Raw genomic sequence first — 21,134 nt, forward strand, 5'->3', positions numbered from 1 at the left:
GAAGTTTACAGGGTCTCGGGGATCGTGCCGGCGATAGTTTCGGCGGTGTCCTCTTTCTTGGGAGAGAGCACTTCTTTTTTAAGAAACCAGCAGATGAAGAACGTCAGAATAACAAAAATGAGCGAAATCGAGAACACATTCTGAAAGGCTTGCGCGAACACCGTTTTCACCTCGGTCAGCAGCTGCGGCGAGATACCGGCCGGGATTCCGCCCGCCGCCAGATTCTCCGACGTGCCGGGAGGCAACTGACTGCTGAGCGGTGCGACGCCTCTGCTGATATGGCCGGAGAGCAGGCTGCCGAACACGCTGAGCCCGATGGTCGCCCCGAGCGATTGGAACAGCTGGACCGTGGATAAGGCGATGCCGCTGTGTTTTTTATCTACCGATTCCTGAACAATCAGCGTATTTCCGCCGAACATTGCCCCCATGCCGACGCCCAGGATCACAAAGCAGACGATGATGTAAAGAACGCCCGTGTGGATGCCGATTCGCGACAGCAGGAAAAAGCCGGCAATAGGCAGGGTGAAGAACAGGATAAACAGGTTCCGGTAAGCGACGCGCGTGATCAGTGAACCGAACACAATGCTGGCCGGGATCACACCCGCCATGAACGCCAGCGACAGATAGCCGGAAGCGGTCGGCGTCAGGCCCATGACATTTTGCGAGAAGAACGGGAAGAGGGCGATCCCGCCCATAATGCCCAGCATCAGGATGAACACCAGAATGGAGAGAACGACAACGTTCCGGTTCTTGAATAAATGCATGGGGATGACGGGTTCTTCCGCCCGGCGCTCGATGTTGATGAACAGGGCGATCAGAAGGGCGGAGACCGCAAGCAGCCCCATAATAACGGGAGAGAACCAGCCGTAGCCCTGATTGTCAATCAGCACGGGTGCAAGCAGCAGGGACAAGAGCGCCAGCATCAGCGTGCCGGCCCCGGCCCAGTCGATGGCCCGCTTCTCCTCGCTCCGGGATTCGTTAAGTCCCTTGGCGAGCAGTAGCGCGGAGAGAACGCCAACCGGGAGATTGATCAGGAACACCCAGTGCCAGCTGAACTGTCCGACGATGTAGCCGCCCAGCGTCGGGCCGAGCAGCTGCGGAATAATCATCATCGGGCCGGCCAGGCTCTGGATTTTGGCGCGCTGCTCCAGCGGAAAGATCTCGCCGATAATGACGAGCGCAAGCGGCATCAGACCGCCCGCGCCGACGCCCTGGATGCCACGGCCGACAAGCAGCATCGTCATGGACTGCGCGAACCCGCTGACGATGGACCCGCCGATGAACAGCGCCATGCAGCTTAAATACACCCGCTTGCGTCCGTACAGATCAGCCAGCTTGCCGAGAATGGGCATGAACATCGTAACGGCCAGCATATAAATGCCCGCCACCCAGCCGTAGAGGGCGAGACCGTGCAGCTCGCGGATAATTGTGGGCATCGCCGTCGCCACAATTGTCTCGTCCAGCTCTGTAAAGATCAGGCCGATCATCAGCGCGGCCAGCACCAGATATTTGTTGTTGTTGCCAAGAGCGTTGGTTTGAATGGGACTCACCTCGAATAAAAAGAATGGTCTTGCGTGTAAAGAATCCTTTACCAAATTACAGCAGGACTGTAAACGGAATTTAAACGGCTTTCCATTTCCTTGTTTTGCGCGGAGCATTCCGCAGTCCATATCCCCGAAAGTTCGACTTTATTATAAGCCGGGGCGCTCACGTCCCAAACCGTCCGCAGGGCGATTCTGCACTCGGTCCAGGGATGTATATGGGAAGAGAGCGCCTGCTCCTGTGAGAACGGCGCAGCCGTCTCTTCATGAAAAAGACACTGTCGTATTCTTGCTCTCTTATCCGTCAAGCCTGCCCCGCGGAAGGGCAATCGGGTATAATGGCGGTGTGGAGGGATGCTTCATGGATCAGGCATTATTCGATCTTGTCTATCAGGCCGTCGCCCGGCGCGACACCCGGTATGACGGGGTTTATTATACCGGGGTCAAGACCACCGGCATCGTATGCCGGCCATCCTGCCGGGCCAGAACGCCCAAGCCGGACAATGTGGCGTTCTATCCGTCACTGGAGAAGGCGCTTGAGGCGGGATTCAGGCCCTGCAAAAGATGCCGTCCCGACGAGGGCGGGCCGCTGCGCCCGGACGCCGTTCTGGCGGCTCAGGCCGATGCCGTGATCAGCGCCGGGTACGGAGAGCGGCTGACGCTGAGCGGCCTGGCCGGGCGGCTGAAGGTCAGCGCTGCCCATCTTCACCGTACCTATAAGGAGGTGACCGGCCTTACTCCGGCCGCCAAGCTGGATCAGGTACGGCTGGACAAAGCCCGCGGGCTTCTGCGGTTTGGCCGGATGCCCGTGTCCGAAATCGGCAGAGCGGTCGGCTTTCGCGGCGCCTCCCATTTTGCCGCATGGTTTCACCGGCATACGGGAGCGTCGCCCACGGAATACAGAGAACGGATTCAAGGAGGAACGGCCAATGAGCCAGAAGACAATATACCGGCACGCCCTTAGCTTCGGGGGCCGGACATGGACGCTTTGGGGTGGCGCGGATGGGCTGTGCCGCCTGTCCTTTCAGCATGATACGGAGCAGACGGCCAAAGTCTGGCTGGACCGCTACGCTCCGGGCAGCGGCGTAACTGACGATAAGCGGCCCTTTGAAGAATGGGGAGCGATTCGCCTGCTGGAGGACTACTTTGCCGGTCGGCGGCCGGACTTCCGGGAGCTGCCGCTCGATCTTAGGGGAACGGCGTTTCAGCGGGAGGTATGGACGGCGCTCGGCGATATTCCGTATGGCGAGGTCATCACGTACGGGGAGCTGGCGGGGCGAATCGGCCGGCCGGGGGCGATGCGTGCCGTGGGCGCGGCGAACGGCCGAAACCCGCTGCCGGTGTTTCTTCCCTGCCACCGGGTCATCGGGGCGAATGGCACCCTGACCGGCTATGCCGGAGGGCTCCGGCTCAAGCAGGAGCTGCTGGAACTGGAGGGAATCGCCCATGTGGCGGCGGCCGGACATGAACGATTTGCTTTTTGAGCTGCCGCTGCCGGAGCTGTTCGATTGGAAGGCCTGCCTCGATTATATGGCGCGCTCGCCGCTGGAATGTCTGTACAGGACGGACGGCGAAGGGGTGACTCGCCTGCTTCGGGCGGACGGCGAGTCGCTGCTGGTCCGGCTGACCGCGCCGGAGCAGGGGCGGCTGCGGGTGGAGCTGCTGGAAGGGAAGCGGCCGGGGGATGCCGGGCTGGAAGAACTGGCGCGGTATATCCGCGACTGGTTCGATCTGGACCGCGACTTGCGGCCGTTCTATAGGCTGGCTGAGGGCGATCCCCTGCTCGGCCCGCTGGCGGAACGGTTTCGCGGCCTGCGCATTGTCGGCATCCCCGATTTGTTCGAGGCCCTGTGCTGGGCGATCCTCGGGCAGCAGGTCAACCTCGCCTTCGCGTACAAGCTGAAGGCGAGGCTTGCCGAAAGCTACGGCGAGTCCGTCCTGTGGTCGGGTGGCCGTTACCATCTGTTCCCGGCCCCGGAGCGGCTGCTCGGCGCGCCGGAGGAGGAGCTGTGCGCCCTCCAGCTGAGCCGGAGCAAGGCGCGGACGATTATTGCCGTCGCCGATCTCATCGCCGATGGCGCGCTAAGCCGGGAAGAGCTGCTGGCCCTCGGCTCGCCGGAGGAAGCTGAGACGAGGCTTACCGCGGTGAAGGGAATCGGTCCCTGGACCGCCCAGTATGTAAGGATGCGCTGCCTCCGCGATGCCTCGTCTTTTCCCATCGGGGACGTCGGCCTGCACAACGCGGTCAAGGCCGTGCTTGGGCTGGACCGGAAGCCGTCGCTTCCTGAGCTTAGGGAGCTGTTCGCGGGCTGGCGGGGCTGGGAGGCTTACGCGACCTTTTATTTGTGGCGGGTGCTGTATTGACGTTCACCGCGTCGATCATGGGGATGGACGCGGTCTACTGCCTGATCGACTCCGCTCCCTAGGAAGCGAAGAGTAAACTTCGCGAGCTGCTGCAGCTCATGCGGGGCGGGGTTAATGGCGACTTTGGGACGAATCCGGGATTCGAAGGAGAAACAAAAATAAACTTCGGCCAAGGCCGAAGCTTGAGGTTAACCTGTGTGGTGCTTAATTTAATGTTTAGATTGAGTGGGACTTGTATTAACTACCGCAGGGAGCATTTTCTCGCCTTTTTCCATCGGAGACTGGCATATGGAACAGGTGGGCTGGACCAAGAAAACAAAATTGTCTCTCATCCAACCGTTGCAGCTTTCATTGGTACAGGACCATATGGCCGTGAGTTCCTCCGGAATATTGTCCAGAGGTCTTTTTCGTGAATAGTACAAGAAGCATCCTTCTTTCTCTCACGGAGTTATTGTCGTAAAAAAACAAACGCCCCAAACGCTAGGTTCGGGGCGTGTTTTCCGGATTTACAGTTTAACGACGTTCTCGGCTTGCGGACCGCGGTTGCCTTGAACGATGTTGAACTCAACGCGTTGGCCTTCATCAAGAGTCTTGAAGCCTTCGCTGACGATTGCGCTGAAATGCACGAATACGTCGCTGCCGCCTTCAACCTCGATAAAGCCAAATCCTTTGTCTGCGTTAAACCATTTAACTGTTCCTGTTTCCATTGTAGAAAACCTCCTTGTTTTGTTGAACATGACCTTTAAATTTCTAACTTTCGTATAAAAATAAAAAATCACATATTGCACAAAGTTATGCACTCAAAATCATAACCCTCTGCAATATGTGAGTTCAGGTCAAAATTCCAATACAGTAATCTTAGCAGATTCCGGAGGCGGATACAACCCATATTTAAACTTAATTTAAATGCTTCCATAACAAACTGCATGGGTGGCCGGATTTATTTAATCCAGCCACGCTTCTTTCAGCGCCCTGATGCCGTCGTCAATGCGCTCCTCCGGTATTCCTCCAAAGCCAAGGATAAACGATGGCTCCGTCCAGGACGGCCGGTTCCACCAGGTGTAGCCCATCGGCGCGATCCGTGCGTCGGCCTTCCTCGCCGCCGCTGCAAGCTCCTCCTCCGTGCCGCCGCTCTTAACGGTAAGCAGCAGATGAAAACCGGCGTTCCTGCCAGACAGTGCCGCCGCATCTCCGAAATGGCGATTTATTGACCGAATGACGGCGTCGTGCTTGCGCTCGTAGAGCTGGCGCATCCGGCGCAGATGCCTGCCGAAATGTCCCCGCTCCATAAAATCATGCAGCGCCATTTGATTCAGCCTGGAGGCCGAGTGCTCCAGATACAGTTCGTTCTTCAGGCGGTAATAGGCCGGAAGGAGAGCTTCGGGCAGAACCATATAATGCAGGCAGAGCGCGGGTGACACAGATTGCGCGAAGCTGCCCATATAAACGACGGGACTATGATCCGCCAGACCCTGCATGGAAGGAATCGGCCTTCCGTGATAGCGGAATTCTCCATCGTAGTCGTCCTCGATCAAGAGGCCGCCGTTGTTCAGCGCCCACTCCAGCAGCCGCATCCGGCGCGCAATCGGCATCGTCATCCCACAGGGGAATTGATGAGAGGGCGAGACATATAGGACTTGCGCTCCGCTCCCGATCAGGCGCTCCACATTCAAGCCGTCCTTGTCCAGCGGCAGCGGCACGGTGCGAAATCCGTGTCTTTGAAATATAGAAGGCAGCAGGTGATATCCGGGGTCCTCAAACCCCAGACTGTCTGAATACTCGCGAAGCATCAAGGCGAGCAGGGAGGACAGCGTATACTGGTCGCCGCCGATCACAATTTGTTCCGGAGTGCAGCGAAGCCCCCGGAATTGGCGCAGATAAGAGGAGATGCTGTCCCGGAGGGCGGGTTCGCCCTGCGGATCGCCGTAATGCAGAATATCTCCCCGTCCTACCTGCTCTTGTAGCGGATTTCTCCAGATTTTATGCGGGAATAGGGTAAAAGTCATTTTTGGATTGGTGAAAATCATAGGCATACTCCCGTTCATCCCGGGCTGTAACCCGATAGGATGGCGGAGCTGCCCTCCGCAGTTCCGCTGAATCATAGCTATGTATAGCTTGCAAATAATAGCCGCTCTTCGGCCTGCTGGTTAAAGCCTTCGGCGAGAAGCTGTTGGTAGGCCGTTTCGACCGGAGTGGCGCTGATATGAAGCTGCGAAGCCGCCGACCGGATCGAGGGGAGCCGCACGCCGTAGGGAAGCCTGCCGTTCATAATTTCCCGCTTGAGGAATTCGTAGAGCTGAATATAGAGGGGGTTCCTTCCGGATTCATTCAGGCTGGGGAAGATCAGCATATCTGTTCTCCTTCATCTGTCCTTTTAAATTTATCCAATTTGTACATTTTAAAGGATGCAGTTATGAAATACCATAGCATTATCAAGGAAACAGGAGATGAACATAATGCGCACGGGAGCCAGATTTTTGACGGGAGAGCGGGTTTATTTGCGCCCGATTAACACGGAAGACGCAGAGTGGTACTATCACCAGCTATACGGCACCGAGACGAGAAGACTGACGGGGACGCAGAAGATGTACACCAAGGAGCAAATTGAACGCTATGTTCTTGAAAAAGCGGACGACGCCTCCGCCGTGCTGCTGCTGATCGCTCTGAACGAAAATGACGAAAGAATCGGCGATATCGCGATTCAGGACATCGACCGGATGAACCGGAACGCAAATATCCGCATTGCCGTAAGCGAAGAGAATCAGCAGGGCAAAGGCTATGGGCGGGAAGCGCTGCTACTTATGCTGGAATACGGCTTTGGCATTTTGAATCTGCACCGGCTTGAGCTTGAAGTATATTCGTACAACAAACGCGCGCTCCATGTGTACGAGGGACTCGGATTTACGAAAGAGGGCGTACGTCGGGAAGCGCTGTACTATGATCATGAATACCATGACATCATTACGATGAGCCTGCTGGAAGAGGAATACAGGAAGAAGTTCTGCAGCTAAGGTCAAAAAAGGTCAAATTAATCAAAACAGCAAAATAAATCTTAGTAAACGCCCCAGGACGCCGAAATTCGGCGTTTTTTCGTCTGTAATCGGCTTTGAGACTTACTCGGAGGAGGGCTATAATAAACATGTAAGGTCAAATAAAGTCAAAGTCAAATGAGAGGAGAATGCAAGATGTTTGATCTGGTTCCTTTTGGAAAACGGCGTGAAGAGGCCTTTGGCCAATTGGCCAAATCTTTCGGTGATTTGTTTGGGGACGACTTCTTCGCTCCGCTCAAGAGCTCTACCCTGTCGATCCGCACCGATATCCGCGAAGCCGGGGACCACTATTTGATTGAGGCCGAGCTTCCGGGATTCACCAAAGATGAGATTGTGATTGATTACGCGGCGCCGTACCTGACGATCAAGGCGGTGCGCAAAGAAGAGAACACCGAGGAGAACAGCGACCGCCAGATTGTCCGCAAAGAGCGTCGATACGGAGAATACGTCCGCAGATTTTACGTTCAGGACATCAAGGAAGAGGGCATTCGGGCTTCCCTGAAGAACGGCGTATTGTCGCTTGAGGTACCGAAACGGCAAAAACCGGAGGGCACGCGGATTGAAATCCGGGATGACGAACAATAAGGCGAATTTCTTAAATGAAAAGAGGAAATTGGCCATTAATATAGATATGAGAAGCGCATTGTAGATGATTTTCCGGCTATAATGCGCTTTTTTTTCGAAGATATATGGACTTGGGATACCAATACGATTACAGCGCCGGCATTACGGGGAAATAAATAATATAGGAAAGAAAGGGGGGGCGCGAGGATGGCGGAACCCGGATATTATGAAGTGCTCGGCGTCAACAAGGACGCATCCAGACAGGATATTAAAAAAGCGTACCAAAAGCTCGCCAAGCAGTGGCATCCCGATGTGAACAAGTCGCCCGGAGCGGAGGAACGGTTCAAAAAAATAGCCGAGGCGTATGAAACGCTCGGGAACGAGGAGAAGCGCAAAGCCTACGACGAAGCTCTGAAGTACGGATTCGGGCGCGGACCGTCGGGCGGCGAGACCTCCTGGGAAGCGCCAGGCGGAGGATGGAGCGGAGGCTTTTCCTTCAATGGAGCGGACATTCCGGACGGTGACCTGTTCGATATGTTCTTCGGCGGCGGGGGAGCGGCTAACCGGGCGGGCTTTGATTTTTTCTCGGGCGGCCGGCGGCCGGGAACCAGCGGTTTTGCCGGAAGCATGGGCGGCATGGGCAATATGGGCGGCATGATGGAAGCCCGGCTCGACATTTCACTGGAGCAGGCGTATAAAGGCGGCGCCGTCACCGTCCAGGCCGGAGGGCGGACGGTGACCGTCAATATCCCGCCAAGGTCCGGTGACGGAACGGCAATCTCCGTGCCAGAAAGTGGCGAGATGCTGATTGTCCTGAACATCCGCTCACACGAGACCTACGAAGTGAGCGGCGGGGATCTTCGCGGCACCCTGCAAATCGCCCCCTGGCAGGCCGTACTCGGCGGCGGAGCCAAAGTCTCCCTGCCGGACGGAAGCGCGGTCAAGCTGAAGATTCCGGCAGGCATCCGGAGCGGCCGAACGCTGCGGATACCCGGCAAGGGGCTTAAGCGGGAGAACGGCTCATACGGAGATGTGCTGTTCGACATCGAGCTGGTTGTGCCGGAGCAGGTAAGCGAGACGGAGAAGCAGCTGTACCGCCAGCTGGAGCAGTCCTCGGGTTTTCAGGCAGGCGCCAAAAAGCGGCCCCCCGAAGGCAAGCGCCGCGGCGCTGCGGCTGGGTAAGCGGGCGTGGGGCAGAATCGCTGGCTAAGGCCATAAGCGAGGACTAGAACGGGAACGAATGAGTGTGAAAAGAGACTAATGTGGAAGGGAATGAGTCAGAATGGACTTCAATAAATTAACGCAAAAGCTGCAGGAAGCTGTCGCTTCCGCGCAGTCATTGGCCTCGGGCGCAGGGCATCAGGAGATCGATAATCCTCATCTGCTCAAAGCGCTGCTTGAACAGCATGAGGGGCTTCTTCCCCGGCTGCTGCAAAAAATGAACGTGCCGGTAAACGAGCTGCTGAGCCGCACCGATGAGCTGCTGCGGCGGAAGGCTTCCGTCGGCGGCTCAGGGGCCGGAACGGTGCGGCGGTACGCTTCGCAGGCGCTGATCGCCACACTGGAGCAGGCCGAGAAGGAAGCAGCGGCCATGCAGGATGAGTTCGTGGCGGTGGAGCATGCCGTGCTGGCGATGGTATCCGGCAGCAGCGGAAGCCCGGACATCCGCCGAATTTTCGAAGCCCAGGGCGTGACGCGCGAAAAGCTCCTGAAGGTTCTGGCGGAAATTCGCGGTCACCAGCGGGTGACGAGCCGGGAGCCGGAAGCGACCTACGAGGTGCTGGAGAAATACGGCCGCGACCTCGTGGCCGAGGTGCGCGCGGGCAAGGTTGATCCCGTTATCGGCCGCGACGGCGAGATCCGCCGGGTGATTCGGATTCTTTCCCGGAAGACGAAGAATAATCCGGTGCTGATCGGCGAGCCGGGCGTCGGCAAGACGGCGATCGTGGAAGGTCTGGCGCACCGGATTGTCCGGCGCGACGTACCGGAGGGCCTGAAGGACAAGACGATCTTCTCCCTCGATATGAGCGCGCTTGTCGCTGGAGCGAAGTACCGCGGCGAGTTCGAGGAGCGGCTTCAGGCCGTCCTGAAGGAAATCAAGGAAAGCGACGGCCGGATCATCCTGTTCATCGACGAGCTGCACACGATTGTCGGCGCGGGCAAGACCGAAGGCGCGATGGATGCGGGCAACATGCTGAAGCCGATGCTGGCCAGAGGCGAGCTGCACTGTATCGGCGCGACGACGCTCGACGAGTACCGCAAGTACATCGAGAAGGACCCAGCGCTGGAGCGCCGCTTCCAGCAGGTAATGGTCAGCGAGCCGGACGTCGAGGACACGATCTCAATTCTGCGCGGCCTGAAGGAGCGGTTCGAGGTGCATCACGGCGTCAAAATCCACGACAGCGCGCTGGTCGCTGCGGGCGTATTGTCCAATCGCTACATTACCGACCGCTTCCTGCCCGACAAGGCGATTGACCTCGTTGATGAGGCCTGCGCAATGATCCGTACGGAGATTGATTCCATGCCGGGCGAAATGGATGAAGTGACGCGGCGGCTGATGCAGATGGAGATTGAAGAAGCGGCGCTTAAAAAAGAAACCGACGAAGCCAGCAAACGCCGCCTGGAATCGCTCCAGCGCGAGCTGGCCGATCTCAAGGAGAAGCACCTTGAAATGACGGCCCGCTGGGAGAAAGAAAAGTCGGCCATTTCCGGCGTTCGCGAGCTGAAGAAGAAACTGGAGCAGGCGCGCCTGGACCTGGAGCGCGCCCAGGAAGAGTACGACCTGAACAAATCGGCCGAGCTGAGCTACGGAATTATCCCGGACCTTGAGCGGCAGGTGAGGGCGGCGGAGGAAGCGGCGCAGCAGGATGGCGATTCCCGGCTGCTGCGCGAGGCGGTGACCGAGGACGAGATCGCCGACATCGTCTCCCGCTGGACCGGCGTTCCGGTCAGCCGGCTCGTAGAGGGCGAACGCGACAAGCTGCTGAGGCTGGAAGAGACGCTGCATGAGCGCGTCGTCGGCCAGGACGAAGCGGTGTCGCTCGTCTCGGACGCCGTGCTGCGGGCGAGAGCGGGCATCAAGGACCCGAACCGGCCGATCGGTTCGTTCCTGTTCCTCGGCCCGACCGGCGTCGGCAAGACCGAGCTGGCGAAGGCGCTGGCGGCCGCGCTGTTCGACCGCGAGGACGGCATGATCCGTATCGACATGTCGGAGTACATGGAGAAGCACAGCGTCTCCCGGCTCGTCGGCGCGCCTCCGGGATATGTCGGCTACGAGGAGGGCGGCCAGCTTACGGAAGCGGTGCGGCGCCAGCCGTACACGGTCGTCCTGCTGGATGAAGTAGAGAAGGCCCACCCGGACGTGTTCAACATCCTGCTGCAGCTGCTGGATGACGGCCGCCTGACCGATTCGCAAGGGCGGATCGTCGATTTCAAGAATACGATTATCATCATGACGTCCAACATTGGCTCGCCTCATCTGATTCAGGGCACCGACGACAACGGCTACCTGACGCCAGCGGTCAAGGAACGCGTCATGAGTGAGCTGCGCGGCCATTTCCGCCCCGAGTTCCTGAACCGGGTGGACGATATTGTGATGTTCAAGCCGCTGTCGCTTGACGAAATCCGGCAGATCGTCGGCAAGCTGGTGGACGGCCTCCGGGGCCGTCTGGCCGAGCGTCAGGTCGGCCTGGTCCTCACGGACGAAGCGATCCGCTTTATCGCAAAAGAGGGCTTCGATCCCGTGTACGGCGCCCGGCCGCTGAAGCGGTTCATCCAGCGCAGCCTGGAGACCCGGGTCGCCCGTGCGCTGATCTCCGGCGAGGCCGGCGAAGGCTCCGTGCTGAAGGTCGGCGCGGCGGACGGCGAGCTGACAGTCACCATCCAAAAGCCGGAAGCCGCGCCGCTTGGCAAAGCGTAATACCGGCTCGGACATGATTAGACGAACAGGGACTCTCCTGACCTTGAAGGTCAAAGGAAGTCCCTGTTTTTTTTGCGGGCGGATTGCCAGCAGTTACTTGTTCATCAATTGCTTTTTAAATCCTCTCTGGTCGGCGGAATAACCAATGGATTCGTAAAATTTATCTTAAAAACCGAGAAGACTCCTTCCTCTATAGGGAGGAGATGAATCGGCGGTTTTTTCGCCCCAAAGGGAACATATGTGCTATAATGGAAATATCCTACATGAAAGGGGGTTGTGTGGCATGTTAGCACATAAAGCTTACAAATATCGCATCTATCCCAATCCAAAGCAACAGCAACTCATCCATCAAATGTTTGGCTGTTGCCGTTTTGTCTTCAATCATTTCTTAGTCAAATGGAACGAAACCTATACGGCAACAGGCAAAGGGTTGTCTTATAACACCTGTGCCACACAGCTCCCTGCACTCAAACAGCAATTTGAATGGTTGAAATCGGTAGATAGCATTGCTTTGCAATCGGCGGTGCGGAACGTGGCAGACAGCTTTGAACGTTTCTTCAAGAAACAAAATCAGGCTCCGCGTTTCAAAAGCCGAAAGCATCCTGTGCAAAGCTACACCACCAAATACACCAATGACAACATTGCTATCGATGGAAACCGGATTAAGGTTCCGAAGCTTGGATGGCTTCGCTTTGCCAACTCCAGAGCGTGTGAAGGTCGCATTCTTTCGGCTACCCTGCGGCGCAATGCGGCAGGCAAGTATTTTGTATCCATTCTCTGCGAAGTGGAAATGAAACCTCTGCCGCAGACCGATAAGGAGATTGGCATTGACCTTGGACTCAAGGAATTTGCGGTCTGCTCTGATGGGTTTCGGGTTGCCAATCCCAAAGTATTTCGCAAATATGAACAAAAACTTGCATTTTGGCAACGCCGCATGGCTCGTCGTAACAAAGGGGGCTCCAATTGGCAGAAAGCCAAACAGAAGGTTGCCCAAATCCATGAAAAGATCGTCAATGGCCGCCATGATTTTTTGCATCAACTCACCACGAAGCTGATTCGTGAAAATCAAACGATCAGCATCGAAAATCTGAGAGTGGCGAACATGCTCAAAAATCACCGGCTGGCCAAATCCATCGCCGATGCGTCCTAGAGTGAATTTGCACGTCAGCTTTCGTATAAAGCGGAATGGTATGGACGTACGGTGAAGATTGCCGATACGTTCGCCCCAACGAGCCAAAGGTGTCATGTATGCGGCTATATCCATCCCGAAGTAAAGAAATTGTCTGTACGGCAATGGGAATGTCCATCGTGCTATACCCTTCATGATCGAGATGAAAATGCCGCACATAACATCAAAAGCCTTGCTGTTTAAACGTCAATCCACCTTTCCTTTGGATATGTTGCTAAGGCAAAAATCTTAGAACTCTGGGAAGATCAGTACAGATTTTCCTTTGGAAAACTGCGGGAACCGCAGGGATCGCTTGGTATACGATTTTTCGAGAGAAAATATCGATATGAATTCCCCTCAGTAGAAGGGATTACCCAAGAATCTCCCACTTCAAGTGTTAGCTAAGTGGGGGAGTGTTCAAGCGACGATTCGCGTTTGCTTTCGGATACCAGGATGACATATTTGCAGTGATTGATTTCTCCAAAATCCTCAAGTGCTTGCATGAGCAGCTTTCCTACACCCTGACCCTGATACTTAGGCAGTACGACTACGTTTTCGATCAGCAGAAAAGAATTACAATCGCCAACAAGGTCGTAACAAGCGATTCCCATCGCAGTACCGATCACTCTGTCCCCGTCATAGGCGACGGCAACATAATAATCGGGGTTAGCGGATATGACTTCGAGCTGTTTTTTCATTGCGGTTAGATTAGACTCTTTGCCGTTAAAGTCAACGAATAACTCGGATAGCCCTGCGACATCGTCTGATTCAGCTTTTCTGATTGTAATAGGATTCAAAATAGCATCTCCGATGAGTTTCCGAAACATATTACCATATTACGGGGAACAGTTGGACAGTCTCAGCAGGAAGAAAAAGATGTTCGGCGATCATCCCCTTGAATTGGAGTTCGGCGCTGCCATTCGTACAGAAATACAGGGTTTTCCTAGGCCGGTAAGGCAGTGGGAGGTCCCTGTTTTGTTGCGGGTAAGAAACCTTTAACGCCGTTCATCGTCTAATCAGATGGGATATTTTTGAAAATATATAGGGAGGCAAGAATATGACAGTTAAAAAAGTGCCGAAACCGGCAGTGTGGCTGGTATTATTCGCGTTCTTGGCGGAAGCGGTTGTCATTCCGGTCCGGGATGTCAAAGTCTCTGCCGCTGGTGCGGAACCCATAGTGCCAGCCGCTTCGGCACTAACGGCTTTCGGCGCCGTGAGTTCCACGGACGCGGTCCGGTTCGACTTGATCAAGCATGAGATGAGAATTAATCTGTCCGGCGGCGAAGCGTCGCTGGATGGAAAGGCTGTCAAGGCGGCGACGCCCATAAAGCGAAACGACCGATTGTATGTGCCGCTTCGCGCGCTGGGCGAATCGGGAGCGGTATCCTCCGTTGCCTGGAATTCCGCGAAACGGCAGGTTCGGGTCGTTTCGCGGCGGGAAGAGCTGAATTTCCGCATCGGATCGACCCGGGTATACGACGGGCAGGGCAAGGCTCTGCCAGCGGAGAACTTTACGATTCCGGCGCCGCTGTTAATAGGCGGCACGGCCTATGTTCCGGTGTGCTCGCTGACCTTATTCGGTCTGACGGCGGGTGCGGAGAACGGCCAGCTCTTCTGGAGATGGAGCGAGAAGAAGGCGCAGGTGCTGCAGCCATACTGGGAAACTGGAGAAGATGAAGCCGTATTCACCGTACTCTACGCCAAAGAGCTGTATGCGCCGGGAGCCGGGTCTTCAATCGGTTCGGGGGCCTGGAACAGCTCGAGGAATATTGTGGGGAAGGACATCTATCTGGACGGCTCGCTCTATAACCGTATCCAGTTGTCCGTGCCGCTGGAGCCGGGCATCAACCCGGTTGCAATTAGTTCCATAGGGATGGCTGCCGCAGGAATTCGGATCAGACGCAATGTAAGCGACCCGTCCGTGATTCCGGTGAATATTACAGAGGATGGGAAAGAATTTTTGACTCTAGAGTCTCCAGCAAGCGGCTACTTGAAACTCAAATCCGGAGACTCTTTCACCATTTCGGGCAAAGTGATCAATCCGCCTAATCTGGCCATCGGTAAATTGACGGTTACGATTCAGCGCTATGTACCGGATGCGGAGGATGTCAGAAAGGATTTTACAACAGTTTCCACAAAGGAGATTCCGGTAAAAAACGGGACGTTCAGCGGCAGCGTAACCTTACCTCGGTCCGGTTCATACCGGATTTGTGTGAACGGCTTGACCTATACGACCTTTCCAGGACATGGCCCAGCTTCCGTTACCTGGGCGAACCTGTCAGCGGAAGTGGCGGAATAAGGGCAGTACATGGTTCAAAGGCCGGGTCTGCTAATCAATAGCTCCAAGATACCAATGCCCTTTAGCGTTCTTGACAAAATAAAAATATAGATATTGGTCGGTTATCACGGCATCCTGCATGACCTTGCCAATAACTTGAACCTCTATACGGTTCGCGTAATCCTGTCTAACAGTACCAAGCTGATTGAAAGCATAGTCACGGTTTAACAAGTAAAGCTGGGCGCTGCCCGATCGGTCATCGGTAAACACGCTGCGGAACGCTTCGGCATCCTTATTGGCCATGGAGGTTAACACGGTTTTCAGTCGGCTTTTAATCTCCTGGTTCAATAACGGTTCGCTGCTGTCCCCCACATTGACAAAAACTCCAGCTTTAAAAAACTCGGACGATTCTTTTTGGACAGGGGTGGAACTTGGGCTGGGGCCGCTGCTCTCTTGTATGCCGGTAACATCGTTCTTTGCACAGGAGGTTAGTATAACAGCAGCCAGCAATCCGGCGAAGCCGGATAAGAACCATTTTCTCATTGTCTACACTCCCTCGTCGATTCAAGCCCCTACAACAGCTCCCCCCGCCTCTTCAAATACACGTACAGCGGCACGGCGAACAAGGCGCAGAGCAGGGCGCACAGGCCGATGAAGGCATAGCCCGCCTGAAGCCCGGCCAGCAGGCCCTCCCCGGCGCCGCGGCTTGCCGTCACCATGTCCTTGATGCCTGTGATGATGGCGCCGATCAGGTAATTGCCGATGACGCTGGACACGCCCATCAGGGTGACGATGAAAGTGATGGCGGTGTCGCTGCCTTCGCCGTAGCGCTTGGCGATCAGCGCCATAACGGTAGGGTAGATCGGCGCGATGCCGATGCCCGCCGCGGCGAACAGAAATGCTCCCGGCTCGCCCGCCGCGATGGCGGCGAAGGTCAGCAGGCCGGACAGGGCGGAGAAAATGATGAGCGACAGTGTGAAGCCGATTTTATCGGTGATCGGACCGAGGAACAGCCGGGCGAAGGTGAAGCAGAGAAAGAATACGGAGAGCATGCCCGCTGCTGCGGTACCGTCCCAGCCGTAGGCTTTTTCCAGAAAATTGACCAGCCAGCCGCCCACGGCCATTTCGGAAATGACGCCAAAGGACAGGGTGGCGACCAGCATCCAGATGACCGGATCGGCGGCGAGGACTTTTAACGGAAGCCGTTCATCCCCGGATATGCCGCTGCTTGGGAACTTGCCGGCAACAGCAGGAATCATCGGCAGGATAGCAAGCAGCAGGATCAGCAGATAGACGTCCCGCCAATCGATAGCCCGGCCGCCGATCGACAGCGTCATCAGCCCGGAGGCGATCATCGGCGCCACGGTCGAGCTGAGTCCGTAGAAGAAGTGGGCGAGGTTCATCATCGTCCCGGTGTTGCGGATAAAGATTCGCGCCGCGAGCACGGCGAGCCCGATCTCCAGCATTCCGTTGCCGATGTACATAAGGAAGAAGGAGCTGGAGAGCGCCGGATAGCTGCGGGACAGGAAGATCAGTACGCCGGACAGCACCATGGAGCCAAATGACAGCAGGCAGACCGCCTTGATGCCGATTCTGCGGATCAGGTAGGCAGTGAAGGAGCAAGCCAGCAAATAGCCGAGCGAGTTTAGCGACAGCAGCAAGCCGATGCGCATTTCATCGAGTCCCATCTCCAGCTGGATACGGGGAATGGCGGGGCCTTTAATATTCTCGGAGAAGCCGAAGATCAGAAATCCGATAAAGACCGTAAGCAGCTGTAAAATATAAATACGCTTCGGCGACGCCGGAAACGTTTTCGTTTGGGCAGTTTCTTTTGGCAGAGTATCCAATTCAATCCTCCGTAGACGAGTAATCCGGCCGTCCGCAAGGGCGGGGCAGCCAATGTATTGTATTATACACGGCCCTTACTGTCCGGGGGAAGAGCAGTCCCGTAACCGCAGTATTCGACAATTTTTGAAACATGCAGCCTGCAGAACCGTATAAGGTATTCAACAAGAGCTATGCCGGCTTTAGATCACGATTCGCCGGTTGCTTTCGGCGCCCTTGTTACGTAGACTATAATCAGTGTCAAATGAGGGCGAATGGAGAATGACAATGGAATGGTTTAAGCATTTTTTTGCGGATTTGACGGTCCGCCGGTTTGGAATTTTGCTGCTGGTATGCTTGCTGCTGTACGGTATCAGGGATATGCTCAATCTGGTGCTGCTGACCTTTTTGATTGCTTACATTATGAACAGCTTTCAGGTGCTGCTGTCGAGGCGGATCGGCAGATACGTAAGGGTGAACAGCAAGGTTATTATCATCATCCTCTATGTAGTTATGATTTCCACTTTGGTAACAGCGCTGGTGCACTATCTGCCCAAAATATTCGTTCAAGTCCGGCAGCTCACCAATTTCCTCATCGCGCTAACTCCGGAGAATATTCCGCAGAATGAGATTGTCCAATATTTATTCAAGACCGTCAAAGGTTTGAACTATGAGAAGTATATGACGAACGGTCTCGATTACATCACGACGATCGGCAACTGGGGCACCACGTTCGTTCTGTCGATTATTCTGAGTTTCGTCTTTATTCTGGAGAAGAACCGGATCGTGGCGTTCACTTCGCGGATGAAGCAGAGCAAGGTGGCCTGGTTCTATAATGAGCTGGAGTATTTCGGCAACAAATTTGCGTTATCCTTCGGTAAAGTGATCGAAGCGCAGATTCTGATCGCAATGTTCAACACGATTTTTACGGTCATCGGGCTGATCATTCTCGGATTTCCGTATCTGTTCGCGCTCGGAGTGATGATTTTCCTGCTGAGTCTGATTCCGGTGGCGGGCTTCCTCATTTCGCTTATTCCGCTCTGCATCATCGGGTACAATATCGGCGGGCTGGTGATGGTCATTTACGTGCTGGCGATGATCGCCGTGCTGCACTTCATTGAGGGCTATTTCCTGAATCCGAAGCTGATGTCCTCAAAAATGAACTTGCCGATGTTCTACACCTTCATTGTGCTGCTGTTCTCCGAGCATTATCTCGGCGTATGGGGACTCATCCTGGGTATCCCGATCTTTGTATTCGTGCTGGATATTCTGGAGATCAAACGCGCAAACGCCGAAGCGGAGCTTCCGGCAGATCCCCTGAAGAAACGGTAATCCATTCAGCCAAGGCCCCTTTAAGACGACAGTTCCCCAAGAGCTTTAAGGCATCGCGGGAGGACGGTTCTTAAAGGGGCTTTCTTATGCTTGTACAATAAAAACAAACCGGATTCCCTTGGCTCCCGGCTCTACGAAAGCTCATAGTGCTCTCCGGGAACGTTCATCGTCTAAATTGTCCGCTTGGCCGCTGTCCGAAGCGGGCCGCCAGATTAATCCGGGTCAACGCTCCTGCTGATAATCTCCTGCACTTCCTCACTGTAAGCCTCATATTGTTCCTTCGTAATGCTTCCGGATGCCAGACGTTCGTCCAGCTGCTTCGTCAGCTGCTCGGTCTGCAGGTCGATGACCTGCTGTACGTCGGCGCCATTCGCTTCGGCGATATCGGCAAGCGATTTGCCTTCAAAGAGGGCGTAATAGAGCTCTTCCCCGGAAGGCCGGTTCAGCGTTTCGAGCAAATCGTCGCGCCCCGCAGCGGCGGCGGATAACGACAGCTTGGCCACCGGACTTGAGCTGACGCTTTTGGACGCCCAGGCATTTCCTCCGAAGGAGATGGCTACGATCATCGTGCCTACAATCACTACCCGTTTGATATTGCGCGTGATATTCATATGTAGTCCCTCATTTCATGTTTCTTTAGCTGTATGTATTGTAACCTTCGAAACTGACCGGCACCTTAAGCACGCTTTAAAATAACCTTAAGATATATATAATTCATACTTGACAGGTAAGATTAATAGGCTTATGATTTCTTCATAACTTTTCACCAATGAATATTTGACCGATGAAATATCATTTCGAGCTGATTGGACCGTCAAAGGCTCCCGGGTACGCCTCTGTATTGAGTGCTCCGGGAGCCTTTTCTGGTACAATACGGCGAATCGAGGAGCATGAACCGATGGAGAACAGGGATTGGGATGTGCTGGAGGAGGCCGACTGGCTGTTCCGCAAGATGGTCAGACGGTTTGTGAAGGAGCGAGACCGCATCAATGTGGAGGGCATCGCGCTGCCGGGAATGATGATTCTGCATAAAATCATCCGCGAGGGCGACCAGCGGCTCAGCGATTTGGCGGAGCAGCTGGATCTTACTTCGGGCGCGATCACCGCGCTGTGCGACAAGCTGGACACGGCAGGCTATACCATCCGGCGGCGCAAGAGCGGCGACCGCCGGACGGTGCTTCTTGGCATCACGGATAAGGGGCGGGAGATGTTCGAGCGCAACCGCAGCGTCGGAACAAGGTGTATCTCGCTTCTGTTCGAAGGATTCGAACGGGAAGAGCTGGCCGCTCAGAATCAGGCGTTCAAGAAAGTCATCGGCAATCTTGAGGGGTTCTCGGAAGCCATTCTGGATCTTGCCAAGCAGAATGCCGGGACTCCCGCGCAGGGCAGCCCGGAACGGAAGCCGGCCAGAGTAACGACGCAAACCCGTTATTTGACCTATTAAACTTCATTCCATCATACCAAGGGAGAGATGAACAATGGGATTTCCAACCGTGTATCCGACCGGCGCCACTGTCTATAACCCAAGCAAGGCATGGAGCGGCTATACCGTGTACCAAGCCGGGGACGAGGGCGTCGTTCTGATCGATATGAACGGAAGAGAGGTTCATTTGTGGAGAGGGCTGATCGGCTTTCCGGCCAAGGCGCTTCCGGGCGGCTATGTGCTGGGCAGCACGGGCCGCAGAGATCCGAAATTCGGCATTCAGGACAATGTCGATCTGGTGCAGGTCGATTGGGACGGCAATATCGTCTGGAGATACAACGGCTACGAGCATATCGAAGATCCGGGCTACGAGCCGACATGGTATGCGCGGCAGCATCATGATTACCAGCGCGAGGGTAATCCGGTCGGCTATTACGCTCCGGGGCTGGAACCCGAGGTTTCCAGAGGCACAACGCTGATCCTCGCCCATAAAAATGTGAATAATCCGGCCATTTCCGACAAGCAGCTTCTGGACGATGTCATCATTGAGGTGGACTGGGAGGGCAATGTGACGTGGGAATGGAAAGCGAGCGACCATTTCGATGAGCTGGGCTTTGACGAATCGGCCCGCAACGTGCTGTTCCGAGACCCCAATACCCGGTCTTTCGGCCATCTTGGCGGCGGCGTGGGCGATTGGCTGCATGTCAATTCGGCGTCGTATGTCGGGCCGAATCGGTTCTATGACGAGGGCGACGAGCGTTTTCACCCGGACAATGTGATATGGGACGCCCGGGAAGCGAACATCATCGCGATCACGGACCGCAGAACCGGCAGCATCGTCTGGCGTCTCGGCCCGGATTATTCCCTGCCGGAAGTGAAGCATATCGGCTGGATCATTGGCCAGCATCACGCCCACATTATACCGAAGGGTCTGCCGGGCGAGGGTAATCTGCTTGTATTCGACAACGGCGGCTGGGGCGGCTACGGACTGCCGAATCCTGCATCCCCGTTCGGGCAGAAGAATGCGATCCGCGACCATTCGCGGGTTCTGGAGATTAATCCCGTGACGCTGGAGATCGAGTGGCAGTATACCGGGGCGGAAGCGGGCTTCTCGGTCCCGACGGACTCCTATAAATTTTACAGTCCGTATATCAGCTCGGCGCAGCGGCTCCCGAACGGCAACACCTTGATTACGGAAGGCTCCAACGGCCGGCTGTTCGAGGTGACGAAGGACCATGAAATCGTCTGGGAGTATGTGTCTCCCTATACCGACCGGAGAAACACGAATATGGTCTACCGCTCCTACAGGCTGCCTTATGAATGGGTGCCGCAGCTTGCAAAGCCGGAGGAGATTGCCATCGAGCCTATCGATGCCGCTCAGTTCAGAGTGCCGGGAGCCGCGCCGAAGGGCAGCGATTCCGTGGTCAATGTTGCCGCAGCGCTGCCATTCGTGGAGGGAGCGGCCTGCGTGGCCACTTCGGATGAAGCCCGGCGGAGAGCCTGACCGATGGTTCGACGGGAATAGACAACTGCTTCAGGCGGGGTAAGGCCGGAGGCTTAGGGGAAGCCGGGCAAATGCATAGTCCGGAGCGATAAGACCGGCAGCGAGAATTAGGGACAAGTACGCATTACAAATTAAGTAAAAATCTGGTATAATTCTTTGGAAAAAGG

General features: G+C 55.6%; 20 protein-coding genes and 1 pseudogene. 12 read left to right on the forward strand and 9 right to left on the reverse strand.

The annotated features are described in order from the left end of the window. Positions 1–5: 5 nt before the first annotated feature. Positions 6–1,550: an MDR family MFS transporter gene (locus tag PSAB_RS01255; RefSeq protein WP_025332776.1), complete on the reverse strand. Its 1,545-nt coding sequence runs from the start codon at positions 1,548–1,550 to the stop codon at positions 6–8. Between the two features lie 352 nt (positions 1,551–1,902). On the opposite strand from PSAB_RS01255, the gene PSAB_RS01260 reads away from it, so the two are divergent. Genes PSAB_RS01260 through PSAB_RS01270 form a run of 3 tightly spaced genes read left to right on the forward strand, consistent with a single transcriptional unit; the run spans position 1,903 to position 3,905 of the window. Continuing rightward, positions 1,903–2,505 carry a bifunctional transcriptional activator/DNA repair enzyme AdaA gene (locus PSAB_RS01260; RefSeq protein WP_025332777.1) on the forward strand — a complete coding sequence of 201 codons (603 nt, stop codon included), beginning with the start codon at positions 1,903–1,905 and terminating at the stop codon, positions 2,503–2,505. Continuing rightward, the gene (locus PSAB_RS01265) at positions 2,471–3,025 is read left to right on the forward strand and encodes a methylated-DNA--[protein]-cysteine S-methyltransferase (protein WP_025337169.1); all 555 of its coding nucleotides are present in this window, start codon (positions 2,471–2,473) and stop codon (positions 3,023–3,025) included. The genes PSAB_RS01260 and PSAB_RS01265 overlap by 35 nt, the downstream gene beginning before the upstream one ends. Beyond that, entirely contained in the window at positions 3,006–3,905 is a 900-nt protein-coding gene (locus PSAB_RS01270; RefSeq protein WP_038595458.1) for a DNA-3-methyladenine glycosylase family protein, read from the forward strand. Before PSAB_RS01265 ends, PSAB_RS01270 begins: the two co-directional genes overlap by 20 nt. 209 nt (positions 3,906–4,114) lie before the next feature. On the opposite strand, the gene PSAB_RS24875 is transcribed toward PSAB_RS01270, so the two are convergent. The 4 genes from PSAB_RS24875 to PSAB_RS26440 all read right to left on the reverse strand — a co-directional run bounded on the left by PSAB_RS24875 (position 4,115) and on the right by PSAB_RS26440 (position 6,255). Beyond that, positions 4,115–4,327, reverse strand: coding sequence for a cold-shock protein (locus PSAB_RS24875; RefSeq protein WP_084266398.1), 213 nt, complete (start codon positions 4,325–4,327; stop codon positions 4,115–4,117). Between the two features lie 84 nt (positions 4,328–4,411). After that, positions 4,412–4,612: a cold-shock protein gene (locus tag PSAB_RS01275; RefSeq protein ID WP_025332779.1), complete on the reverse strand. Its 201-nt coding sequence runs from the start codon at positions 4,610–4,612 to the stop codon at positions 4,412–4,414. Between the two features lie 237 nt (positions 4,613–4,849). Then, positions 4,850–5,932, reverse strand: a complete 1,083-nt coding sequence (pdxR, locus tag PSAB_RS01280; protein ID WP_338045060.1) for a MocR-like pyridoxine biosynthesis transcription factor PdxR — start codon at positions 5,930–5,932, stop codon at positions 4,850–4,852. Positions 5,933–6,009: 77 nt separating this feature from the next. Next, positions 6,010–6,255, reverse strand: a complete 246-nt coding sequence (locus PSAB_RS26440) for a GntR family transcriptional regulator (RefSeq protein ID WP_338045061.1) — start codon at positions 6,253–6,255, stop codon at positions 6,010–6,012. Positions 6,256–6,352: 97 nt separating this feature from the next. Between PSAB_RS26440 and PSAB_RS01285 the strand changes: the two genes are divergently transcribed. The 5 genes and pseudogenes from PSAB_RS01285 to tnpB all read left to right on the forward strand — a co-directional run bounded on the left by PSAB_RS01285 (position 6,353) and on the right by tnpB (position 12,810). Continuing rightward, positions 6,353–6,916, forward strand: a complete 564-nt coding sequence (locus PSAB_RS01285; protein WP_025332780.1) for a GNAT family N-acetyltransferase — start codon at positions 6,353–6,355, stop codon at positions 6,914–6,916. Between the two features lie 174 nt (positions 6,917–7,090). Beyond that, complete coding sequence (locus PSAB_RS01290) at positions 7,091–7,540, forward strand: Hsp20/alpha crystallin family protein (RefSeq protein WP_025332781.1); 450 nt, start codon at positions 7,091–7,093, stop codon at positions 7,538–7,540. 186 nt (positions 7,541–7,726) lie between these two features. Then, the gene (locus tag PSAB_RS01295) at positions 7,727–8,701 is read left to right on the forward strand and encodes a DnaJ domain-containing protein (RefSeq protein WP_025332782.1); all 975 of its coding nucleotides are present in this window, start codon (positions 7,727–7,729) and stop codon (positions 8,699–8,701) included. Positions 8,702–8,801: 100 nt separating this feature from the next. Continuing rightward, positions 8,802–11,438 (forward strand): ATP-dependent chaperone ClpB, encoded by a 2,637-nt coding sequence (gene clpB / locus PSAB_RS01300; protein WP_025332783.1) that lies wholly within the window; start codon positions 8,802–8,804, stop codon positions 11,436–11,438. Positions 11,439–11,721: 283 nt separating this feature from the next. Next, positions 11,722–12,810 (forward strand): annotated as a pseudogene (gene tnpB / locus PSAB_RS01305) (IS200/IS605 family element RNA-guided endonuclease TnpB). Positions 12,811–13,007: 197 nt separating this feature from the next. On the opposite strand, the gene PSAB_RS01310 reads toward tnpB, so the two are convergent. Then, the gene (locus PSAB_RS01310; protein ID WP_025332784.1) at positions 13,008–13,403 is read right to left on the reverse strand and encodes a GNAT family N-acetyltransferase; all 396 of its coding nucleotides are present in this window, start codon (positions 13,401–13,403) and stop codon (positions 13,008–13,010) included. A 260-nt stretch (positions 13,404–13,663) separates the two neighbouring features. On the opposite strand from PSAB_RS01310, the gene PSAB_RS01315 reads away from it, so the two are divergent. Next, positions 13,664–14,905, forward strand: coding sequence for a stalk domain-containing protein (locus tag PSAB_RS01315; protein WP_025332785.1), 1,242 nt, complete (start codon positions 13,664–13,666; stop codon positions 14,903–14,905). Between the two features lie 30 nt (positions 14,906–14,935). Here the strand turns inward: PSAB_RS01315 and PSAB_RS01320 are convergent, their stop codons facing one another. Both PSAB_RS01320 and PSAB_RS01325 read right to left on the reverse strand, forming a co-directional pair. After that, positions 14,936–15,427, reverse strand: a complete 492-nt coding sequence (locus PSAB_RS01320) for a hypothetical protein (RefSeq protein ID WP_025332786.1) — start codon at positions 15,425–15,427, stop codon at positions 14,936–14,938. Positions 15,428–15,456: 29 nt separating this feature from the next. Continuing rightward, the gene (locus tag PSAB_RS01325; protein WP_025332787.1) at positions 15,457–16,731 is read right to left on the reverse strand and encodes an MFS transporter; all 1,275 of its coding nucleotides are present in this window, start codon (positions 16,729–16,731) and stop codon (positions 15,457–15,459) included. A 265-nt stretch (positions 16,732–16,996) separates the two neighbouring features. On the opposite strand from PSAB_RS01325, the gene PSAB_RS01330 reads away from it, so the two are divergent. After that, positions 16,997–18,040, forward strand: a complete 1,044-nt coding sequence (locus PSAB_RS01330; protein ID WP_025332788.1) for an AI-2E family transporter — start codon at positions 16,997–16,999, stop codon at positions 18,038–18,040. A gap of 212 nt (positions 18,041–18,252) precedes the next feature. Here the strand turns inward: PSAB_RS01330 and PSAB_RS01335 are convergent, their stop codons facing one another. Further along, positions 18,253–18,651, reverse strand: coding sequence for a hypothetical protein (locus PSAB_RS01335; protein WP_025332789.1), 399 nt, complete (start codon positions 18,649–18,651; stop codon positions 18,253–18,255). A gap of 287 nt (positions 18,652–18,938) precedes the next feature. Between PSAB_RS01335 and PSAB_RS01340 the strand changes: the two genes are divergently transcribed. Together PSAB_RS01340 and PSAB_RS01345 are read left to right on the forward strand one after the other, a co-directional pair. Beyond that, positions 18,939–19,484, forward strand: a complete 546-nt coding sequence (locus tag PSAB_RS01340) for a MarR family winged helix-turn-helix transcriptional regulator (protein ID WP_025332790.1) — start codon at positions 18,939–18,941, stop codon at positions 19,482–19,484. Positions 19,485–19,518: 34 nt separating this feature from the next. Beyond that, a complete protein-coding gene (locus PSAB_RS01345; protein WP_025332791.1) occupies positions 19,519–20,967 on the forward strand; it encodes an aryl-sulfate sulfotransferase in 1,449 nt (482 codons plus the stop codon). The last annotated feature ends 167 nt before the right edge of the window (positions 20,968–21,134 follow it).

The organism is Paenibacillus sabinae T27 (assembly GCF_000612505.1).
Taxonomy (GTDB): domain Bacteria; phylum Bacillota; class Bacilli; order Paenibacillales; family Paenibacillaceae; genus Paenibacillus_AQ; species Paenibacillus_AQ sabinae.